General features: G+C 61.1%; 16 protein-coding genes. 9 read left to right on the top strand and 7 right to left on the bottom strand.

All coding sequences use genetic code 11. The features are described 5' to 3' along the window. The first annotated feature begins 11 nt into the window (after positions 1–11). The 9 genes from modB to ACO6TG_RS15385 all read left to right on the top strand — a co-directional run bounded on the left by modB (position 12) and on the right by ACO6TG_RS15385 (position 10,192). Positions 12–719 (top strand): molybdate ABC transporter permease subunit, encoded by a 708-nt coding sequence (gene modB, locus ACO6TG_RS15425; RefSeq protein WP_422374010.1) that lies wholly within the window; start codon positions 12–14, stop codon positions 717–719. After that, a complete protein-coding gene (gene modC, locus ACO6TG_RS15420) occupies positions 712–1,824 on the top strand; it encodes a molybdenum ABC transporter ATP-binding protein (protein WP_422374009.1) in 1,113 nt (370 codons plus the stop codon). The genes modB and modC overlap by 8 nt, the downstream gene beginning before the upstream one ends. 47 nt (positions 1,825–1,871) lie before the next feature. Then, positions 1,872–3,656 carry a sensor histidine kinase gene (locus ACO6TG_RS15415; protein WP_422374008.1) on the top strand — a complete coding sequence of 595 codons (1,785 nt, stop codon included), beginning with the start codon at positions 1,872–1,874 and terminating at the stop codon, positions 3,654–3,656. Positions 3,657–3,666: 10 nt separating this feature from the next. Continuing rightward, a complete protein-coding gene (locus ACO6TG_RS15410) occupies positions 3,667–5,001 on the top strand; it encodes a sigma-54-dependent transcriptional regulator (RefSeq protein WP_422374007.1) in 1,335 nt (444 codons plus the stop codon). A 155-nt stretch (positions 5,002–5,156) separates the two neighbouring features. After that, complete coding sequence (locus tag ACO6TG_RS15405; protein WP_422374006.1) at positions 5,157–5,588, top strand: carboxymuconolactone decarboxylase family protein; 432 nt, start codon at positions 5,157–5,159, stop codon at positions 5,586–5,588. A gap of 15 nt (positions 5,589–5,603) precedes the next feature. Then, complete coding sequence (sigJ, locus tag ACO6TG_RS15400) at positions 5,604–6,518, top strand: RNA polymerase sigma factor SigJ (protein WP_422374005.1); 915 nt, start codon at positions 5,604–5,606, stop codon at positions 6,516–6,518. A gap of 254 nt (positions 6,519–6,772) precedes the next feature. After that, complete coding sequence (locus ACO6TG_RS15395) at positions 6,773–7,777, top strand: DctP family TRAP transporter solute-binding subunit (RefSeq protein ID WP_094073157.1); 1,005 nt, start codon at positions 6,773–6,775, stop codon at positions 7,775–7,777. A 99-nt stretch (positions 7,778–7,876) separates the two neighbouring features. Continuing rightward, positions 7,877–8,584: a TRAP transporter small permease gene (locus tag ACO6TG_RS15390; RefSeq protein ID WP_422374004.1), complete on the top strand. Its 708-nt coding sequence runs from the start codon at positions 7,877–7,879 to the stop codon at positions 8,582–8,584. 6 nt (positions 8,585–8,590) lie between these two features. Continuing rightward, entirely contained in the window at positions 8,591–10,192 is a 1,602-nt protein-coding gene (locus tag ACO6TG_RS15385; RefSeq protein ID WP_422374003.1) for a TRAP transporter large permease, read from the top strand. A 228-nt stretch (positions 10,193–10,420) separates the two neighbouring features. On the opposite strand, the gene trpS is transcribed toward ACO6TG_RS15385, so the two are convergent. The 7 genes from trpS to ACO6TG_RS15350 form a co-directional block, all read right to left on the bottom strand. Further along, the gene (gene trpS, locus ACO6TG_RS15380) at positions 10,421–11,500 is read right to left on the bottom strand and encodes a tryptophan--tRNA ligase (RefSeq protein ID WP_422374002.1); all 1,080 of its coding nucleotides are present in this window, start codon (positions 11,498–11,500) and stop codon (positions 10,421–10,423) included. A gap of 120 nt (positions 11,501–11,620) precedes the next feature. Then, positions 11,621–13,183: a murein biosynthesis integral membrane protein MurJ gene (gene murJ, locus ACO6TG_RS15375; RefSeq protein WP_422374001.1), complete on the bottom strand. Its 1,563-nt coding sequence runs from the start codon at positions 13,181–13,183 to the stop codon at positions 11,621–11,623. A 31-nt stretch (positions 13,184–13,214) separates the two neighbouring features. Beyond that, positions 13,215–16,049 carry a [protein-PII] uridylyltransferase gene (locus ACO6TG_RS15370; protein ID WP_422374000.1) on the bottom strand — a complete coding sequence of 945 codons (2,835 nt, stop codon included), beginning with the start codon at positions 16,047–16,049 and terminating at the stop codon, positions 13,215–13,217. Between the two features lie 277 nt (positions 16,050–16,326). After that, the gene (locus ACO6TG_RS15365; RefSeq protein ID WP_422373999.1) at positions 16,327–16,698 is read right to left on the bottom strand and encodes a helix-turn-helix domain-containing protein; all 372 of its coding nucleotides are present in this window, start codon (positions 16,696–16,698) and stop codon (positions 16,327–16,329) included. 4 nt (positions 16,699–16,702) lie between these two features. Further along, a complete protein-coding gene (locus ACO6TG_RS15360) occupies positions 16,703–17,272 on the bottom strand; it encodes a Smr/MutS family protein (protein WP_422373998.1) in 570 nt (189 codons plus the stop codon). 1 nt (position 17,273) lies between these two features. Next, a complete protein-coding gene (locus tag ACO6TG_RS15355; protein WP_422373997.1) occupies positions 17,274–18,500 on the bottom strand; it encodes a murein transglycosylase A in 1,227 nt (408 codons plus the stop codon). A 2-nt stretch (positions 18,501–18,502) separates the two neighbouring features. Continuing rightward, the gene (locus ACO6TG_RS15350) at positions 18,503–19,231 is read right to left on the bottom strand and encodes a Tim44/TimA family putative adaptor protein (protein WP_094073150.1); all 729 of its coding nucleotides are present in this window, start codon (positions 19,229–19,231) and stop codon (positions 18,503–18,505) included. Positions 19,232–19,304 lie beyond the last annotated feature (73 nt).

Raw genomic sequence — 19,304 nt, 5'->3', positions numbered from 1 at the left:
ACTGAGCAAACGTGGATTTTTTCACCCTTCAGCCAAGTGAATGGCAAGCGCTTCTTTTGACGCTCAAGGTCGCTGCCGCCGCGCTGTGCGTGGCACTGCCGCTGGCCGTCCTGATGGCCTATGTGCTGGCCAGGTTCAGTTTTCCCGGCCATGGTCTGCTGAACGCCCTCGTGCATCTGCCGCTGGTTCTGCCTCCCGTCGTCACCGGTTATGTTCTACTTCTGACGTTTGGCCGCAAGGGCGCGATCGGTGCCTTCCTGGACAATACGTTCGGGTTCACCTTCGCTTTCAACTGGACCGGTGCGGCGCTTGCGGCCGGTGTCATGGCCTTTCCACTGATGGTGCGGCCGATCCGGATCTCCTTCGAAGCGGTTGATCCCAAACTGGAGGAAGCGGCGAAATCGCTCGGCGCCCATCGGCTGATCGCGTTTGTCACCGTCACGCTGCCGCTTGCCCTGCCAGGTATTCTCGGCGGTGCCATCCTCGGCTTTGCCAAAGCAATGGGCGAATTTGGCGCCACCATCACCTTTGTGTCCAATATCCCGGGGGAAACCCGCACATTGGCACTGGCACTTTATACGGCGACCCAGACCCCAAGCGGTGACCTGGCCGCCTTCCGTCTGACCCTGATTGCTGTCTTCGTTGCCTTCGCAGCGCTGATCGCGTCCGAACTGCTGGTTCGCCGGCTGCGAAACCGCATGGGAGCCGGCCATGCTTGACGTCGACATCAAGGGCCAGGTCGGCCGGATGCCGCTGCAGGCATCGTTCCAGAGCTCCGGAGGCGTGACGTCTCTGTTCGGCCAGTCCGGCGCCGGCAAGACATCGCTGACCAACATGATTGCCGGACTGATCACTCCCCTGAGCGGCCGTATCGCAGTCAACGGCACCGTACTGTTCGACGCGGAGAAGAACATCAATCTGCCGGTGCAGGCGCGCCGGATCGGCCATGTCTTTCAGGATGCCCGCCTGTTTCCGCATTTGAGCGTGAAAGCCAACATGACCTACGCCCGGTGGGCCGGCCGAAGAAGCTCCACGCGCGATTTTCAGGAAGTCACAGATCTGCTCGGCCTCGGCCAGCTTCTGCGGCGCATGCCGCGCACGCTCTCGGGCGGCGAGCGGCAACGCGTCGCCATCGGGCGGGCGCTGCTGTCCGACCCCAGGCTTCTGATCATGGATGAACCGCTGGCCAATCTGGACCAGGCGCGGCGCAACGACATCCTGCCCTATCTCGACCGGCTGTGTGTGGAAGCCGGCATTCCGATCCTTTATGTCAGCCACTCCATCGAGGAAGTTGCGCGACTTTCCAACACGCTGGTGATCCTGTCGGACGGACAGACGCCCGCTTTTGGTCCGGTCGCCGATATGCTGGCGAGAACGGATCTCGGCAAGGCAACCGGCCGGCACGAAGCAGGCGCTCTGCTGGAAGGCGTTGTCGCATCGGTCGATCCAGACTGGGGCCTGACCCATGTCGATATCGGTGGCGCCGTGCTCCAGATCCCGGATATGGCGGCGGATGTCGGCGATGCAGTCCGATTGCGCATCCGCGCAAGGGATGTCGCTCTCGCCCTCTATCCGCCGGAGGGCCTGTCGATCCGCAACGCGTTTGACGCAACCATCACCAGCATATCAAGCGAAACCGGCCCCTATGCTGAACTTCTGTGTAACGTTCAAGGTCAGACGTTGCGGGCGCGCATCACCCGGGCGTCGGTCGCCGAACTCGATCTGCACAAGGGTCGAAACGTGACGGTGCTGATCAAGAGTGTCGCGATTGACCGTCGCCAGCGCGCGCCCGCACGCACAGACGTTTCCCGCAAAGAGCTGTAAGCGCTCGTGCGGGTTCACGGATGCCTTGGCATCGGTATACTGGCGCCATGATACGCAAACCCCTGCGTCAGACCTGGCGCAAGCTCAAAATCGGCATCGGTGCGTCGCTCCTGCTCGCGACCCTGCTGATCCTTTGGCTGACGGGTTTTGGCAGTCTCAGGATCACGCTGGCGGAGCTGGAAACCGGCGCGCGTGCCAATCTGGCCGTGCAGACCGCCGTGCTGGAACGCCTGCTAGACAAGTTCCGTCTGCTGTCGCCCCTGTTGGCGCGCGGTCCGGATATCAGCGATCTTCTGAACGAAGACCGGCCGCTCCAGGACCCGGGCATCACGGCCATTGCCGCCGGGATGTCGGGTGCAGAGGAAATCTGGCTGATGGATGCAACCGGCAATGTCGTCGTCTCCAGCCAGGCCGGTGTTCCGGCAGGGTCGATCGGTGGCGCCGACCAGATCCGGCAGGCATTCGACCTCGCCCTCCAGGGACAGCTTGGCCGGCAGTTGCTGCCCGGGACCCCGGTCCGTGCGTCGAACTACGTCTTCGCTTCGCCCCTCAGGCAGGGCAACGAGATTGCCGGCGTTCTGGCTGTCCGCGTCAGCCTGGATGACGTCGAACAGGCCTGGGCACTCAGCAAGGACACGATTTTTGCACTCGACACATCCGGCCGGGTTGTCGTCTCCAACGTGCCCGAATGGCGGGGCAAACTGGTGTCCGAGCTCAACCTCGGGCGCGATATCGCCGACCTGTCGCTGTTCGAAGGTGTCGAACTGCTCCTGCCTGCGGCGCCAAGCGGCGACCATCACATGCAGCTGAACGAGGATGTCGCTGTTCTGGGCTGGCAGGTTCGGTCCCTGGTCGACATCACCGATGCACGCCAGAGATCGGGCTGGGCAATGCTCGTTGCCTTGCTTGTCTGCGTGATCATGGCCGGGGGTCTGGCCATCCTGATTGCGCGGCGCGCCGAATTTGTGCGCCAGGAGCGGCGCACGCGGGCAGCCGCACTTCGACTGGAACGCCGGGTTCAAAGCCGTACCTCGGATTTGAGGAAGGCCAATGCCCATCTGGAACGCGAGGTCCGCGAGCGCGAACAGGCCGAGGCCAACCTGCGCCTGACCCAGGCCGAACTGGTCCAGGCCGCCAAGCTGGCAACACTGGGGCGCATGTCGGCCGCGCTCAGCCATGAATACAACCAGCCCCTCGCAGCCATCCGCTCGGATGCGGAAATCGCCGGCATGCTGATCGAACGCGGGCGCGCGGGCGAAGCAAAAACCAATCTCGGCCGCATCGAGGGTATGGTTACCCGCATGGCCGAGATCGCCAAGACGCTGAAAGGCTTCACCCGCAAGTCGGGCACCGACATCAAGCCGGTGTCGCTGCGCCAGGTGATCGACGAGGCAACGCTCCTGCTGCAGCCGCAGATCAAGCAGAAGAAAGTGGATCTGTCGCTGGACCTGCCCGACGCCGACATCATCGTCAAAGGCGGGCGCATCCGCCTGGAGCAGGTGGTCATCAACCTCCTGTCGAATGCCGTCGATGCTGTCAGCGGCAGTCCGCTGCCACATGTGACGCTGACCCTGAAACGCGACAACCAGGAAGCCGTGCTGACCGTCAGCGACAACGGCCCCGGCATTGATGCTGATGTCCTGCCCCAGATCTTCGATCCCTTCTTTACCACCAAGGATGTCGGCGCCGGGCTCGGACTGGGCTTGTCGATCGCCTATAAAATCGTCCATGACTTTTCCGGTTCGCTGAAAGCGACCAACCTCGATGGAGGCGGCGCGCGGTTCACCATGCGCCTGCCCATTGCCGACGAAACCGCCCTGGCAGCCGAATAGAAAGGCCCTCATGGATCACGCAACCGTCCTTTTGATTGACGACGAGGAGGATCTGCGCGGATCCCTGAGCCAGGGACTGGAGCTCTCCGGCCAGGACGTTTTTGCGACAGGGGCGCCGGAAGACGCCCTGGAAAAGGTCAACCGGGATTTCTACGGCGTGCTGGTGACCGACATCCGCATGCCGGGCACCGACGGTTTCCAGGTGATGAAAAAGGCCTTCGAGATCGATCCGGCCCTGCCGGTCGTGCTTATCACCGGCCATGGCGACGTGCCGCTGGCGGTCGAGGCCATGCGGGCCGGTGCCTATGACTTTCTGGAAAAACCGTTTTCCGTTTCCCATCTGGCCTCCGTCGTGGAACGCGCTCTCGACAAGCGCCGGCTGGTTCTGGAAAACCGAAAGCTGCGCGAGGAACTGGCCGACCGGACCGGCCTGGAAAGCCGCCTCGTCGGGCGGACACCCGCCATGGACCTGCTTCGCCGCAATGTCACGGCGCTGGCGACAACCGACGCTGATGTCCTGATCCTCGGCGAAACCGGCTCCGGCAAGGAAGTCGTTGCCAGGGCGCTGCATGATGAAGGCCCGCGCGCCGACAAGCCGTTTGTCGCACTCAATTGCGGCGCATTGCCTGCCGAAATCATCGAATCGGAGCTGTTCGGGCACGAAAAGGGCGCCTTCACCGGCGCCAGCGGCCAGCGCATCGGCAAACTGGAACACGCCCATGGCGGCACGGTGTTTCTGGACGAAATCGAATCCATGCCCCTGGAACTGCAGGTCAAGCTGCTGCGCGTGATCGAGACCCGGACCATCGAGCGGCTCGGATCCAACAAGGCTATCGAACTGGACGTTCGATTTATCGCCGCCACCAAGGAAGACCTTGAGGCGGCCGGCAAGGAAGGGCGGTTCCGCCTCGATCTCTTTTACAGGCTGAACGTCGTCAATGTGTCGATACCGCCGCTGCGCGACCGGCTGCAGGACATACCGCTCCTGTTCCGGCATCTGGCCGTTGAAGCCCGTGCGCGCTACCGGCGCGAAATCCCCGATATCGGTGAAGACTACCTGGCCGGCCTGATGGCCCGCGACTGGCCCGGCAATGTGCGCGAATTACGCAATGTCGCCGACCGTTTCGTGCTTGGCGTGGAAGAGGTCACCGAGCCAACGGGAGATGCGGGTAACACGCTCTTCGAGCAGGTCGCAGCCTATGAACGGGCCCTGATCGCTGCGGAACTGAAGCGCAATGACGGCGCCATCAAACCGACCTACGAGACCCTCGGCCTCTCCCGCAAGGCGCTCTATGAAAAGATGCGCAAATACGGTCTCGGCAAGGAAGAGGCCCTGCCGGCCTGATGAGGCACTCTCCAGCCTTCACAAAGGTCTCAGTTGTCCTCCCGCTACAGCCTGGAGGACAAACGGTGAGAAAAAATCGTCCCGCATGTCACAGACGAGAGCCTTCGCTCGTCATCCCTGTGTCCCCATATTGCAACCAATGACGGAAGACACACATGACAACTTCAACGGCCATCAATCACTACCAGAACGTCCCGGACATCGTGAAATGCTTCGTTGCCGCAAGCGGTGCGATCGGCAAGGCGGAACTGGAGCCGAAACTGCGGCACCTGATCGATCTGCGCGCCTCGCAGATCAACCAGTGCGCCTATTGCGTCAAGATGCACACAGAGGAAGCCCTGACCGACGGCGAGACCCAGGAGCGGCTGCAGCGCGTGGTGGTCTGGCGGCATGTCGATGATTTCACAGCGGCAGAAAAGGCAGCCTTCGCCTGGACCGAGGCACTGACCAGTCTTGACCCGAAAACGGACTACGAGTGGCTCAGGTCCGATCTGCGCAATCACTTCAGCGACGCCGAGATCAGCGCGATCACAGCTGCCGTTGCCATGATCAACCTCTGGAACCGGGTTCAGGTGTCCAACCACTGACGGAAGGCGGTCTTCATGATGACAGGTCCGGACAGCGATACATTCGAAACCATGCGCCCGCGCCTTCTGGGGCTGGCCTACCGCATGCTCGGCTCCATGGCAGATGCCGAGGACGCGGTTCAGGACACGTTTCTGAAATGGCAGGGAACGGAAAAAGCCTCGATTGCCAATCGGGAAGCCTTTCTGACAAAGGTTTGCTCCAATTGCTGTCTGGACGCGCTCAAGGCGGCGCACAGGAAACGGGTCGACTATGTCGGCCCGTGGATCCCCGAACCGCTTCAGGTCGACGCCGGGTCAGACCCCGAAATCGACCTGGAGCGGGCCCAGTCGCTGACAACGGCCTTTTTGCTGCTGCTGGAACGGCTCAGCCCGAAGGAACGCGCGGCCTACCTGCTGCGGGAAGTCTTCGGCAAACCCTATGAAGATGTCGCACAGGCACTGGACCTCAGCGAGACCGCCTGCCGCCAGCTGGTGTCACGGGCCGGCAGACACATCCAGAATCCGGCGACGCGCTTCGTGCCGACGCCCGATCACCAGCAGCAGATGCTGTCGGCCTTCCTGAACGCGGTGGAAAGTGGCTCGACGGACCAGCTCAGCGGCTTGCTGTCGGAAACAGTGCAGTTCCACTCCGACGGCGGTGGAAAGGTGGCTGCGCTCGGCCGTGTGCTCGAGGGTCGCGACGAAGTCGCCAAATATGTGGCCCAGATTATCCGCCGCCTGTGGGGCGGTGCCCCGGTCCTGCCCTGTTTTATCAACGGGCTGCGCGGACTGGTTGTCCTGGAGGAAATGCGCGTCGTGACCGCCCTGACCTTCGGTTATGACGAAGACGGCCGGATCGATCGCATCCTTGTCGTCCGCAATCCCGACAAGCTCAGGCAACTGGCAAGACCCTTGCGCCACGATCCGGAAAGCGGAGCCCTCTGGCAATAGACGTGCGGGTCGTTTCTTGATCATCGATGTGTCGATTTCGACACATCGCCTATCCGCCATGTGTCAGACTCCACCCATATCCTATGGGTTCCTCCCAAGACGCGCGCGAATTCAGACTTTGTTAACCTGCAGAAACCGGCGCTTTTCAAGAAGCAGGCGGCACTTGGCACGCGGATTGCCAATGATGTGCCGACCAGCCACCGCGCTGTCCGGCCAACCCGGCCGTCAATTCGAAATGTCTGGGAGGACATCAGATGAAAAAGTTTGTACTTGCCGCTGCAGCTGCGGCTTCCTTTGCCTTTGCCCCGTCCGCATATGCAGATGACTGCGGCGACGGTGAAGTCATCATCAAATTCAGCCACGTGGTTGCAGCCCAGGGTCACCCGAAAGGGGAAATGGCCACCGCACTGGCGAACCGCATCAACACGGAAATGGACGGCAAGGCCTGCATGCAGGTGTTCCCGTCTTCGCAGCTGTTCGACGACAACAAGGTGATGGAAGCTCTGCTGCTCGGCGACGTCCAGCTCGCAGCGCCGTCTCTGTCCAAGTTCGAATCCTACACGCTGAAATACCGCGTCTTCGACCTGCCGTTCCTGTTCACCAACATGGATGCGGTCACCACCTTCACCAAGGGTGAAAAGGGTCAGGAACTGCTGGGCGCCATGTCCGATTACGGCTTTGTCGGCCTTGGCTATGTCTTCAACGGTCTGAAGCAGTTCTCCGCCAACAAGCCGCTGCTGGTGCCGAGCGACGCAGCCGGCCTGAAATTCCGTGTGCAGACCTCCGACGTGGCCGTGGCCATGATCGAAGCCATGGGCGCCAACGCCCAGAAACTGGCGTTCAAGGAAGTCTATGGCGCGCTGCAGACCGGTGTTGTGGATGGACAGGAAAACACCTGGTCCAACATCTACACCCAGAAGTTCTTCGAAGTGCAGGACGGCACCACCGAAACCAACCACCAGCTGCTGACCTACCTGGCCGTAACCTCCCAGGAATGGCTCGACAGCCTGGATGGCGACGTGCGTGACCAGTTCCTGACGATCTTCAACGAAGTCACCGACGAGTACAACGCCCGTTCGACCGACATCAACGAAGCCAACAAACAGAAGATCATCGAAGCTGGTGGTGAAGTCCGCACCCTGACGCCGGAACAGCGTAACGAGTGGGTCGAAACCATGAAGCCGGTCTGGGACAAGTTCCGCGACGACATCGGCCAGGACGTGATCGACGCTGCTGTCGCCTCCAACAAGGCCAGCTGATCCCACTCCCGACACATACAACATGGAAGAAGGCCCTGTGGCCTTCTTCCTCATACCATGAACAAGCTCGTTTAAGAGCGCTTCACTATGGGGGGGACCATGGGTTCGGAGTTCCTGGCCTACTATTGGCCACTCTTGCTCACCGCCGTTTTCTTCTGCCTCTACGTCGTTCTGGACAGGGTGTCGCCAAAGACCATCGCGTCGCTGGATGAGAACATCATCGCCATCATTCTGGCCCTGATGACGCTCGTGACCTTTTCCCAGGTCGTTGCCCGGTACGGTTTCAACTCCGGCTGGGGGGCTGCATTGGAATTCACCCGCGTGCTGTTTGCCTGGCTGATCCTGTTCGGCATGAGCTACGGCATCAAGATCGGTGCCCATCTCGGCGTTGACGCAGTCATCAAGCTTCTGCCCGCACCCATGTACCGTCTGGCGGCGCTGCTCGGAGCTGCACTGACGCTTCTTTATGCCGTGCTGCTGTTCGATGCCACCTGGTTCGGCGGCTTGCTCGCGCTGGAAAACAAGGGCTCGACCGGTGGTGCCTATGCCTATTTCGCCAAGTTCTACAAGGTGCCCATCGGCATGGAGGACCTGAAATGGCCGGGCTTCATCCAGGAGTGGTTCGGCGTCAAGGAACGTGTGCCGCGCTGGATGCCCTACATCATCCTGCCCATCGGCCTTGCTCTTCTGGCCTATCGCGCCCTTCAGGGGTTCCTCCTCATCCTGACCGGCAAGAAGGAAGCCATCATCGCCGCCCACGAGGCGGAGGAGCTGGTTGCCGAGAACAAAGACGTCTTGAAGGACTAAGGCCCGATGGAAACCGCATTTCTGTTTATCTTCGTCTTCGGCTTTCTGTTCCTCGGGGTTCCGATTGCCGTTTCGCTTGGCCTTTCGGCCGTCCTCTATATCGCGCTGTTCAGCCATGATTCCATGAGCTCCGTGGCGGTGCAGCTGTTCAACGCCTCGCAGAACTTCACACTGCTGGCGATCCCGTTCTTCATCCTGGCTTCGAGCTTCATGTCGACCGGCGGCGTTGCCCGGCGCATCATCCGCTTCTCGATCGACGCCGTTGGCTGGATCCGCGGGGGACTCGCCATCGCCGCGGTGTTCGCTTGCATGCTGTTTGCGGCCCTGTCCGGCTCCTCGCCCGCCACCGTGGTTGCCATCGGTACCATTGCCATCGCCGGCATGCGCCATGCTGGCTACACCAAGGAATTCGCGGCCGGTGTCATCGCCAATGCGGGCACGCTCGGCATCCTGATCCCGCCCTCCATCGTGATGGTGGTCTATGCCGCGGCAACAAACGTCTCCGTCGGCCGCATGTTCTTTGCAGGGGTCATCCCCGGCATCATTGCCGGCCTGATGCTCATGACCGCGATCTACATCATGGCGCGCGTCAAGAAGCTGCCGGCGCAGCCCTGGGCCGGATGGAAGGAACTCTGGAGCTCGGTCTCGCAGGCAGCCGTCGGACTGTTCCTGATGGTCATCATCCTGGGCGGCATCTATGGCGGTGTCTTCACGCCGACGGAAGCTGCAGCCGTTGCCGCCGTCTATGCCGGTCTGATCGCGCTGTTTGTCTATCGCGACATGGGCCCGCTTTCAGGCGTCGGCTGGGTCAGCGAAACAGATGGCGAGCTGGGTCTTGCCGGCTTCAAGACCATCACCTACGCGATCATCGCCATGTTCGTCTGGTCGGCTCTCGCCTTTGCCTTCACCAACCGGACCGCATTCTTCGGGATCGACAGCGCCGCCATTCTGCTGGCCGCCCTGATCGGGTATCCGCTGCTGCGCCACGGCATTTCACCCGCCGCCCTGCCGGCCACCTATGCGGTTGGCGGCAAGGTCTGGGGCCGAAATCTTGGTTTGATCGGCTGGAATTTCTTTCCGGCGCTGTTCCACAGGGACACCAAGAAGGTGCTGTCGGATTCCGGCAAGACCACGATCATGCTGATGTTCATCATCGTCAACGCGCTGCTCTTTGCGCACACGCTGACGGCGGAACAGATCCCGCAGGTGATCACCGACTGGATGGTCGAGGCCGGCTTCAACTGGTTCACCTTCCTGATCGCGGTCAACATCATCCTGCTGATCGGCGGCCAGTTCATGGAACCGTCCGGGCTGCTCCTGATCGTTGCCCCGGTGGTGTTCCCGATCGGCATTGAGCTCGGCGTCGACCCGATCCATCTGGGCATCCTGATGGTGGTGAACATGGAAATCGGCATGATCACGCCGCCGATCGGGCTGAACCTGTTCGTGACATCGGGGATCACGGGCATGAGCCTGGTCCAGGTGGTCAAGGCCGCCGCACCGTTCGTCCTGGTGCTGCTCCTGTTCCTGATCCTGGTGACCTATGTGCCGGCCCTGTCGACCTTCCTGCCCTATTACTTCATGGGGCCGGAGATCATAACCCAATAAAAGACGTTACCTACCAGCACCTTGCGGCGGCTCCCCGGAGCCGCCGTTTCTTTTGGTCCGAAGTTCCCGGTGCATTTGCAAAGTTTCAGGTGCCGGCCGCCGACAAGTTCGCAGGAGGCTACCCCGGAGCGGAACAGCAGCGCAGCCCCCGGCCTGACAACAGGACGCGATCAACAAAAAGCCCGGCACGACGGCCGGGCTTTTTCAGTTCTATGCGGGCTGTCTGCCTTAGCGCACGTCCAGAAACCCGATGATCTTGCGAACGTCCCTCAGGACCGGTTCGGCGATCTCGGACGCCTTTTCGGCGCCGACCTTAAGAACCGCATCGATCTCGGTCTTGTCCTGCTGCAACCGGCGCATCTCGTCGGTCATCGGCGAGAGCTTTTCAACGGCCAGATCAGACAGCGCCGGCTTGAAAGCCGAGAACTGCTGACCGCCGAAGTCCTTCAGGACATCGGCCTTGCTGGCGCCGCTCAACGCTGCATAAATCCCGACCAGGTTGTCCGCTTCCGGACGGCCGTCCAGACCGTCGGTCTCGCTCGGCAGGGCATCCGGATCGGTCTTCGCCTTCTTGATTTTCTTGGCGATGGTCTCGGCATCATCGGTCAGATTGATGCGCGACAGGTCCGACGGGTCGGACTTGGACATCTTCTTGGTGCCGTCGCGCAGCGACATGATCCGGGTGGCCGGGCCGGCAATCATCGGCTCGGTCATCGGGAAATAGAGATGTTCCGGCAGCTCAGGAGACGGTGTCGGGTTCGGAACGCCGATGCCCAGCTCCTTGATGCGGTCGGCAAAATCGTTGTTGAACTTGGCCGCGATGTCGCGCGTCAGTTCCAGATGCTGCTTCTGGTCATCACCGACAGGAACATGCGTGCCGCGATAGGCGAGAATGTCAGCCGCCATCAGGTTCGGATAGGCGAACAGGCCAACGGAGGCGTTTTCCTTGTTCTTGCCGGCCTTTTCCTTGAACTGGGTCATGCGGTTGAGCCAGCCCATGCGTGCGACACAGTTGAAGATCCAGGCCAGTTCCGCATGCTCGCGCACCTGGGACTGGTTGAAGATGATCGACTTCTTGGGATCGATGCCGGCCGCCATATAGGCCGCGGTCACTTCCCGCGTGGCGTTGGCAAGCTCATGCGGGTCCGGAAAGCCGGCGGTGATGGCGTGGCTGTCGACGACGCAGAAGATGGTCGGCATCTGGTCCTGCAACGGCACCCAGCGCGAGACCGCGCCCAGATAGTTGCCAAGATGGAGGTTGCCGGTCGGCTGGACGCCGGAGAAGACACGGGGCTGGAACTCCGCCATTTTCAATCCCTTTATTGGTGCGGCCGGTTGGAAGGGCGCTGTGAATCTTTGGGCGCGCCGGGTTTAAGCCCGCACCCGGCCCGATGCAAGCAGGAAACGGCGGAGATTAGCGTTTCATTTTCAGGTGTTGCGCCGCGTCAACGCTTTCGCCATGCGCAAGAGATCGGAGCCGCCGCTCAGCTGGGTGAATACGGCAAAGGTCACCATGCCTATAAGAACCAGCCCCAGAAGACTGAACACCCGCACAGACAGCCAGGCATCACTCAGGTAGGGCGCCAGATAGAGCGCCGCGAAATGGACGCTGACGCCCATCAGGAGGCTCGCCAGGAAGACCAGAACGAGCCGGCGAAGCAGGCCGAAATCCGGAGCAAAATGACCGCGCCGCCACAGGACGATGATCAACAGCGCGGTGTTCACCCATCCGGCAACCGTTGTGGCGAGCGCAATGCCCACATGTTTCAGCACAGGGAACAGAAGGATGGACAGGCCGACATTGACCACCATGCCGACTATGGCGAACTGCATCGGTGTCTTGGTGTCCTCGCGCGCAAAATAGCCGGGTGAAAACACCTTGTTGAGCACGAAGGCCGGCAGGCCGAGTGCAAAGGCCATCAGCGCTGCCGCCGTACCGTCCACCGCCGTCGCGTCGAAACGGACCCGCTGGAACAGGACGGAGACGATCTCGTGCGGAATAACGGCAAGGGCCACAGCTGCCGGCAGGGTCAAGACCAGCGAGAATTCCAGCGCCCGGTTGAGACTGTGCTGGTAAGCCTCCGTTTCCCCTGCCCGCAGCTGGCGCGTGAGACTGGGAAGCAGAACCACGCCAATGGCGATGCCGATCACGCCGAGCGGCAGCTGATACAGCCGGTCCGCATAATAAAGCAGGGCGTTCGCGCCGTCCTGGAGCGAGGCGATGATCGTTCCGACCGTGATGTTGATCTGGGTGACGCCTCCGGCAACCACGCCCGGAATGCCAAGCGCAAGGAGGCGTTTTGCAGACTTGGTATAGCGCGGCCGGTAGACCGGAATACGGAACCCGAGCCGCCTCAGGTCGATGATCACGACCAGCAGCTGGACCATGCCGCCGACCGATACGCCGACGGCCAGAATGATGCCGAGAGTCTGGCCAGGCTCCACGCCGCCAATGAGGACTCCGCCCAGAACGAGGCTCATCACGACATTCAGCATGACCGGTGCAAACGCTGCGGCGGCAAAGCGGCGATAGGTGTTCAGGATGCCGCCGATAAAGGCCAGAAGGGACATGAAAATCAGATAGGGGAACGTGATCCGCGTCATCAGGACGGTAAGATCGTATTTTGCCGGGTCCTCGACATAGCCGGGTGACAGGGCCCAGACGATCAATGGCATGAAGATCTGGGCAAATGCCGTCAATGCCAGAAGGCAAAACACAAGCGCCGCACCGATCTCGGCGGCAAACCGCTTTGCCCCTTCATCACCCTGTTCCTCGACCGCCCGGCCGAACAGAGGAATAAAGGCGGAGTTGAAAGCGCCTTCGGCAAAAATGCGCCGAAACAGATTGGGCAGACGGAACGCGACGACAAAGGCATCGGCCACCGGACCGGCGCCGACGGCTGCCGCCAGCAGGACGTCGCGCACAAAACCGAGCAGGCGGCTGAGCAAAGTCGCGCCGCCAACAGTTGCAAAGTTGCGCACGAGACTCATGCGGTCGGGATTCCAAGGTCGATCTGGGTCATCAGGAGGCCTGACGCTGGACTTTACGCGTGGCAGGGGCGGCGGGATCGAGCTCGACATGGCCTTCGACCGCATCGGACAGGCGTTCCCGGATGATTTCCTGACGGCCGATATTGGCAATTTTCTGACCGGTGAGATCGGTCACATAAAAAACGTCGACCACTTTTTCCCCGAAGGTCGAGATATGGGCGGAGCCGATGTTGAGATTGAGCGTCGCAATCGACCGGGTCAGGTCGTAGAGCAGGCCCGGCCGGTCGAGACCTGAAATCTCCAGAACCGTGTAATCGTCGGACAGGGCGTTGTTGACCAGAACTTCGGTCGCGACCTTGAACGCCTTCATGCGCCCCTTCACGGCGCTTTTCTTGGCGACCGGCTCGGGCAGCTTTTCGTCGCCGCGCAAGGTGGTCTCGATCAGACGGGCAATCCGGTCACCACGCCGCTGTTCATCCATATCGTCCGGCAATTCCCGGCCGATGAAAATCGTGTCGAGCGCAAATCCGTCTGTGGTCGTGTCGATCTGCGCATCGACGATATTGGCGCCGGTCGTGTAGCAGGCGCCGGCAATGATCGAGAGCAGCCGCGGATGGTCCGGCGCCATCAACGTCAGCTCCGTGACACCTTCAAAGGCGCGCGGGGTGACCTGGTGAGCCAGGTATTTCTTTTCCGCGTCCGCGGCATGCAGCAATTCGGCATGGGCCAGCAACCGGTCCGGTTCGGTCCGCAGCCAATAGGCCGGGTAATGGCGCTTGAGATAGGCGTTGCGGTCCTTCTGCTTCCAGTGGCCGAGCTTTTCGGCAAGTTCTGCCTTGGCCTTGTCGATTGCCTGGCTGTGGGAGAGCTTGGAATGACCGCCGGACAGATGCGGTTCGGTGGCATAAAAGAGCGTGCGCAGCAGCTGGCCTTTCCAGCCGTTGAAAACCCCGGGCCCGACCGCCCGGATGTCGGCCACCGTCAGGATCAGAAGCAGTTTCAACCGTTCCAGGGACTGAACCGTGTTGGCGAAATCCGTGATGGTTTTCCGGTCCGTCAGGTCGCGTGACTGGGCAATGGTGCTCATGTCCAGGTGGCGTTCGATCAGCCAGGCAACCGTCTCCGTTTCCGCATCGTTCAGCCCGAAACGCGGACACAGCTTGCGGGCAACCCGGGCGCCGGCAATCGAGTGGTCTTCCGGCCGGCCCTTGGCGATGTCGTGCAGGAACATGGCGACATAAAGCACCTTGCGGTTCTGCAGCGTCAGGATCAGGTCGGTTGCAAGCGGGTGGTCATCGCCTGAATTGCCCCGCTCGATCTCCGCCAGCACGCCGATCGAGCGGATCAGATGTTCGTCGACCGTGTAGTGGTGATACATGTTGAACTGCATCATCGCCACGACCTTGCCGAACTCCGGCACAAACCGGCCCAGAAGCCCGGTTTCGTTCATCTTGCGCAGCACCTTCTCCGGCGTGTTCCGGGACGTGAGAATCGACAGAAACAAGCGATTGGCTTCCGGATCGGCGCGCAGGTCGGCATCCACCAGCTTCAGCGAGTGACGCATCAGCCGGGTCAGGTTCGGGTGCAGGTTGTAGTCGTTCTTGTCGGCGATCTGGAACACGCGGAGCAGATTGGTGGGGTCGGTTTCGAACACCGTGTCTGAAACCGCGTTGAGGCGGTTGTTTTCCACCACGAAACCCGACGCGCCCTCCACAGGCTTGGCAGTTGCCGAAAGACGGCCGCTGCGCAGACGGCGCATCATGCCGCTCAGGCCTTTGCCGCGCGGTTCCTTGACATGTTCTTCCTCCAGAGCGGCGCAGATGATGCGGGTGAGATCGCCGACATCCTTGGCCACGAGAAAGTAGTGTTTCATGAACCGCTCGACATCCTTCATGCCCGGATGCTGGGTGTAGCCGAGCCGGATCGCGATCTCGCGCTGGACCTCGAAGGACAGGCGCTCTTCCGGCCGACCGGTCAGGAAATGCAGGTGACAGCGTGCCGCCCAGAGAAAGTCTTCCGATTTCTTGAAGCGGGCATATTCGGACCGGGTCAGAACACCCTTCTTGACCAGCTCGCCCTGACGTTCGACGCGATAATGATACTTCGCGATCCAGAACAGCGTGTTGAGGTCACGCAGCCCGCCCTTGCCTTCCTTGATGTTCGGCTCGACCAGATAGCGCGACATGCCCTGGCGCTGATGGCGCTCATCCCGCTCCAGAAGTTTGGCGGCTATGAATTCCGAACTGGTGCCTTCCACCACTTCCTTGTCGAAGCGCTGCACCAGTTCCTCATAAAGGGGTTCGTCACCCCAGATGAAACGGGCCTCGAGGATCGACGTGCGTATGGTCATGTCCGCCCGAGAAAGCCGCAGACATTCGTCGATGTTGCGGGTGGCATGACCGACCTTGAAGCCCAGATCCCAGAGCATGTAGAGGATATACTCCACGACCTGCTCGCCCCAGGGGGTCTGCTTGTAGGGCAGTACAAACAGAAGATCGATGTCCGAACCCGGCCCCAGAGTGCCGCGGCCGTAGCCGCCCACCGCGGCAATGGCCATGCGCTCTGCAGCCGATGGATTGGTGATCCGGTAGACATGACGCAGGGCGAAATCGTAGATCACGCGGATCAGTTCGTCCTGGACATAGGAAAGGCGTGCGGCGCAGACCAGTCCGCGGCCATCCTCATCCAGCTTTGCCCGAACCTTGTCCCGGGTGGACTTGACCTCTTTTTTCAGCTCCGCAAGGACAGCAGCCCGGACTTTCATATCCGACCCGTCGCCGTCATTTACCGCGGTCAGGGCGGACAAACGTTGTCTCAGGTCATCTGAATCGATCAGTCCGGCGAGGTCTTCCTGGGCGAGTTTCATGCTGGTCAAGAGTTCCGTTCGTGGAGCGCAGTCTTGAAGCAAGGTTATATAGGGTTCGCGGTTGAAGGACAGGTAAATCCTTTGCATCCCTGACGCCGGGTTCTGAACTGTCCGCGAGGAAGGGCCGTTTCTTTTCGTCATGCCGGGCCGTCTCAACAAGTTCAGCTAACGCCACGGGCAAGACAATGGCATGGATTGCCGGATCAAGCCCGGCAATGACGAACGGAACGGCTGGAGCGTGCTGTTCGCGGTACCGATGGTTGGAAACAGCTGGTCTTCAAACATCATCCTTTACCGCTGCAACGCGCAGCTGGTGCAGGAGAGTGGCAAGGGACTCCTCGGACAGGCCGCCGACCTTCAATGCCAGCTGATTGGCAAGTTCCGTTGCCTTGGGGTCCATGCCGGCCGTATCGATCACGACGCGCGGATCCGACAGCTCCGCCAAGCGCTGGATTTCCTCTGCCTCATCCCAGATGACGTTGAAATAGGCGATGATCCGCTGCACAAGGAACCAGGTCGGCTTGCCGCGCTTGCCGTGTTCCAGCGCCGACAGATAGGCACTCGAGACAGACAATGCTGCCGCCATTTCTTTCAGCGACACATTGCGTTTTGCCCTCAGTTCCCGGATTTTTGCGCCAAGCGGTGTCACGGTCCTACCTTCTTTTGCGTATGCGGACATAAAGGGCGCCACCGCCGCCGTGGCTCGGATGGGCCTCCTCATAGCCCAGAACCACGGAACGCATGTCGGGCATCGCCAGCCACTGCGGTACCATTCTGCGCAAAACACCGCGCTCGTCCATATAGGCACGGGTTTCCCCACCGCCTTTGCCGGTGATGACCAGGACAATCTGATGGCGTCGTGTCTGGGCACGATACAAAAACGCCCTCAGCCGCTCATGCGCCTGGTGTTGGGTAAGACCGTGAAGATCGATACGGGCATCTATCGCCTTGACGCCGCGCACGACCTTGCGGCGGTAGCGGTGCTCCAGCTGATGCAGCGGCAAGGGGGCCTTGGGCGGTTTGGTGGCCGGCGGCGCCTTGATCGCGGTTGACGTCTTCGGTTTTCCGACGGGCTTTTCGGCTGTTTCCTCGACAGCCTGCGCAAGCTGCTTCTCCAGGTCTTTTGCCCGGTCGGCATCGAGCGGGGTCAGCGTACGGGCCACCTTGCCCCAAAGGTCCCGGTCCTCCGGCGATAATGCCCCCTTTTTCCCCCGCCGCGCCATATCAGTCCGTCACCGCGTCATCCGTTGGCAAAAGCGCATTCGGCACCAGCAAGGTAAAATCGGCAGCGTGACGGATATCACCTGCATAGGTGCCTGCCGCCTCACCTGAGCCGACGAAGACATCACCGCGTGCCGGGCCACGGATCGCAGAGCCGGTGTCGTCGGCGACCATCAGCCGCCCGAAAGTGGTGCCATTGGCAGGATCAGGCAGATCAGAACCGACAAAGACAAGGGCGCCGTAGGGAATGTGACCTGGATCGACGGCAAGGCTGCGTCCGGCCGTCAGAGGCAAGCCGGCCGCACCGACAGGTCCGTCCCCGGCATCGATATCCGTGACTTCCCGGAAGAAGATGTAGGAGCGATTTTCCCTGAAAAGCGCATCCCTCTTGTCCGGGTTTTCCTTCAGCCAGGCCCTGGTGCCGGCCATGGTGAACTCGTCCGGCGTGCCTTCGCCGCGTTTGACCAGGAGCCGGGCAATACCGGTATAGGGATGTCCCGTTTTCCCGGCGTAGCCGACCCGCATGACGCTGCCATCGGTCAGCCGCAGGCGAACAGATCCCTGGACATGGACAAAAAAGGCATCGATCGGGTCAGCGAGCCAGACCAGTTCGAGATTTTCTTCGTCCAGGGCCCCATTCATGATGGCGCCACGGTCCGGCATTTCCGACAGGATCCCTTCGATCAGACGTCCATGACTGAGCTCTTCGGGCCAATTGTCAGGCCTGTTTGCAGCTGTCACCGGCACCAGACCGTCCGGTTTCTGGAGGAGAGGCGTGGCATACTGCGATGTCTTGTTGCGGGAGGCCGCAAGTTCCGGCTCAAAATAGCCGGTTATGAAACCTGGCTGCACAATCCTGAAAGGCGTGAATCGCGCTTCAAAGAACCGGCGCGCCGCAGCCGGCGATCCCAGTGACGTTCCAGCGGCTTCCTTGCACAGCTGATCCAGATGGTCCGTGCGAAGCTGCGGAAATGCCGAGCTCTTTCGGAGAGCCTCCGGCCGGCCGCAGAACCGCATCAGGCTTTTCAGCGCTGCCAGATGGTCGTCTGACCGCCAGCCGTCAAGGTCCTTGAACGCACGCTTTTCCAGATGCTCCGGGATCGTCAGGCCTGTTGCCATGGCAGGAGCGGCTCCTGAAAAGAAAAGCGGCGCGGTGATGACCGCGCCCTTCAGCATGGCGGCAAGAAGGCCGGCGGTGCCAGGCCGCTTGAACCTTCTCATCCGTGCCATTCTTATTCTGCAGATTCGGTCGCGACCAGTTTCCAGTTCGGATCGCGCGAATCGGTGTCACGCGCAAAGGTCCAGATGTCGACGACTTCCGTGACCTTGGCCGGATCGCCGTCAACGATTTCGCCGCCGCTGTCGCGGGTCGCGGAAATCAGCTGACTATGGATCTTGACCGTCACCTGCGCCGTGGACCCCTTCAGGGCAGCCTCCACGATCTCCGCCTTGTCAATGCCGACAAAGGTGGATTCAATGGTCTCGCCACGTTTTTCCCGGTCGTCGATGGCAGCTACAAAGCCTTCATAGACATCGCTGGAGAGCAGGTTCTTGAGCGCCTTCTTGTCGCCGTCGGCAAAGGCCATGACGATCATCTCGTAGGCGGCACGGGCTCCTTCCAGGAACGGTTCCGGCTCAAAACTGCGGTCGACGGACAGGATCTGCTTCAGCGCGCTGTTGAGCGCGGACCCTGCGGGCGCCACCTTGTCGATGACAATCTCTCCGCTTTGCACGCCGTTTTCGACGGGCTCATGATCCTGAGCCCCCTGGTTGGGAAGCGGAATCACATTGTCCTGGCCATTGGCAGCGTTGCTGTCATTGGGCTGTTCAGGTTTCGAATAGGGGTCGAACGGAGGACGTTCATTGCCCGTGCGCTTGCCCAACACAGACCGCAGTCTGAAAAGAATGAAGACCGCAAGTCCCATCAGGAGGAGGTTCAACGGGTCAAAAATCTCGTTCATTGTAACTTCCGGCTACCCTTCCGAGCCAAGTGAGCGGCGACAAGCCTCTCATTCGATTGGCGCTGGCAATTTT

This window comes from Roseibium sp., from assembly GCF_965233565.1.
In the GTDB taxonomy this organism is placed as follows: Bacteria; Pseudomonadota; Alphaproteobacteria; order Rhizobiales; family Stappiaceae; genus Roseibium.
Note: the sequence above shows the minus strand (reverse complement) of the source record. Positions and strands in the feature narration are given on the sequence as shown.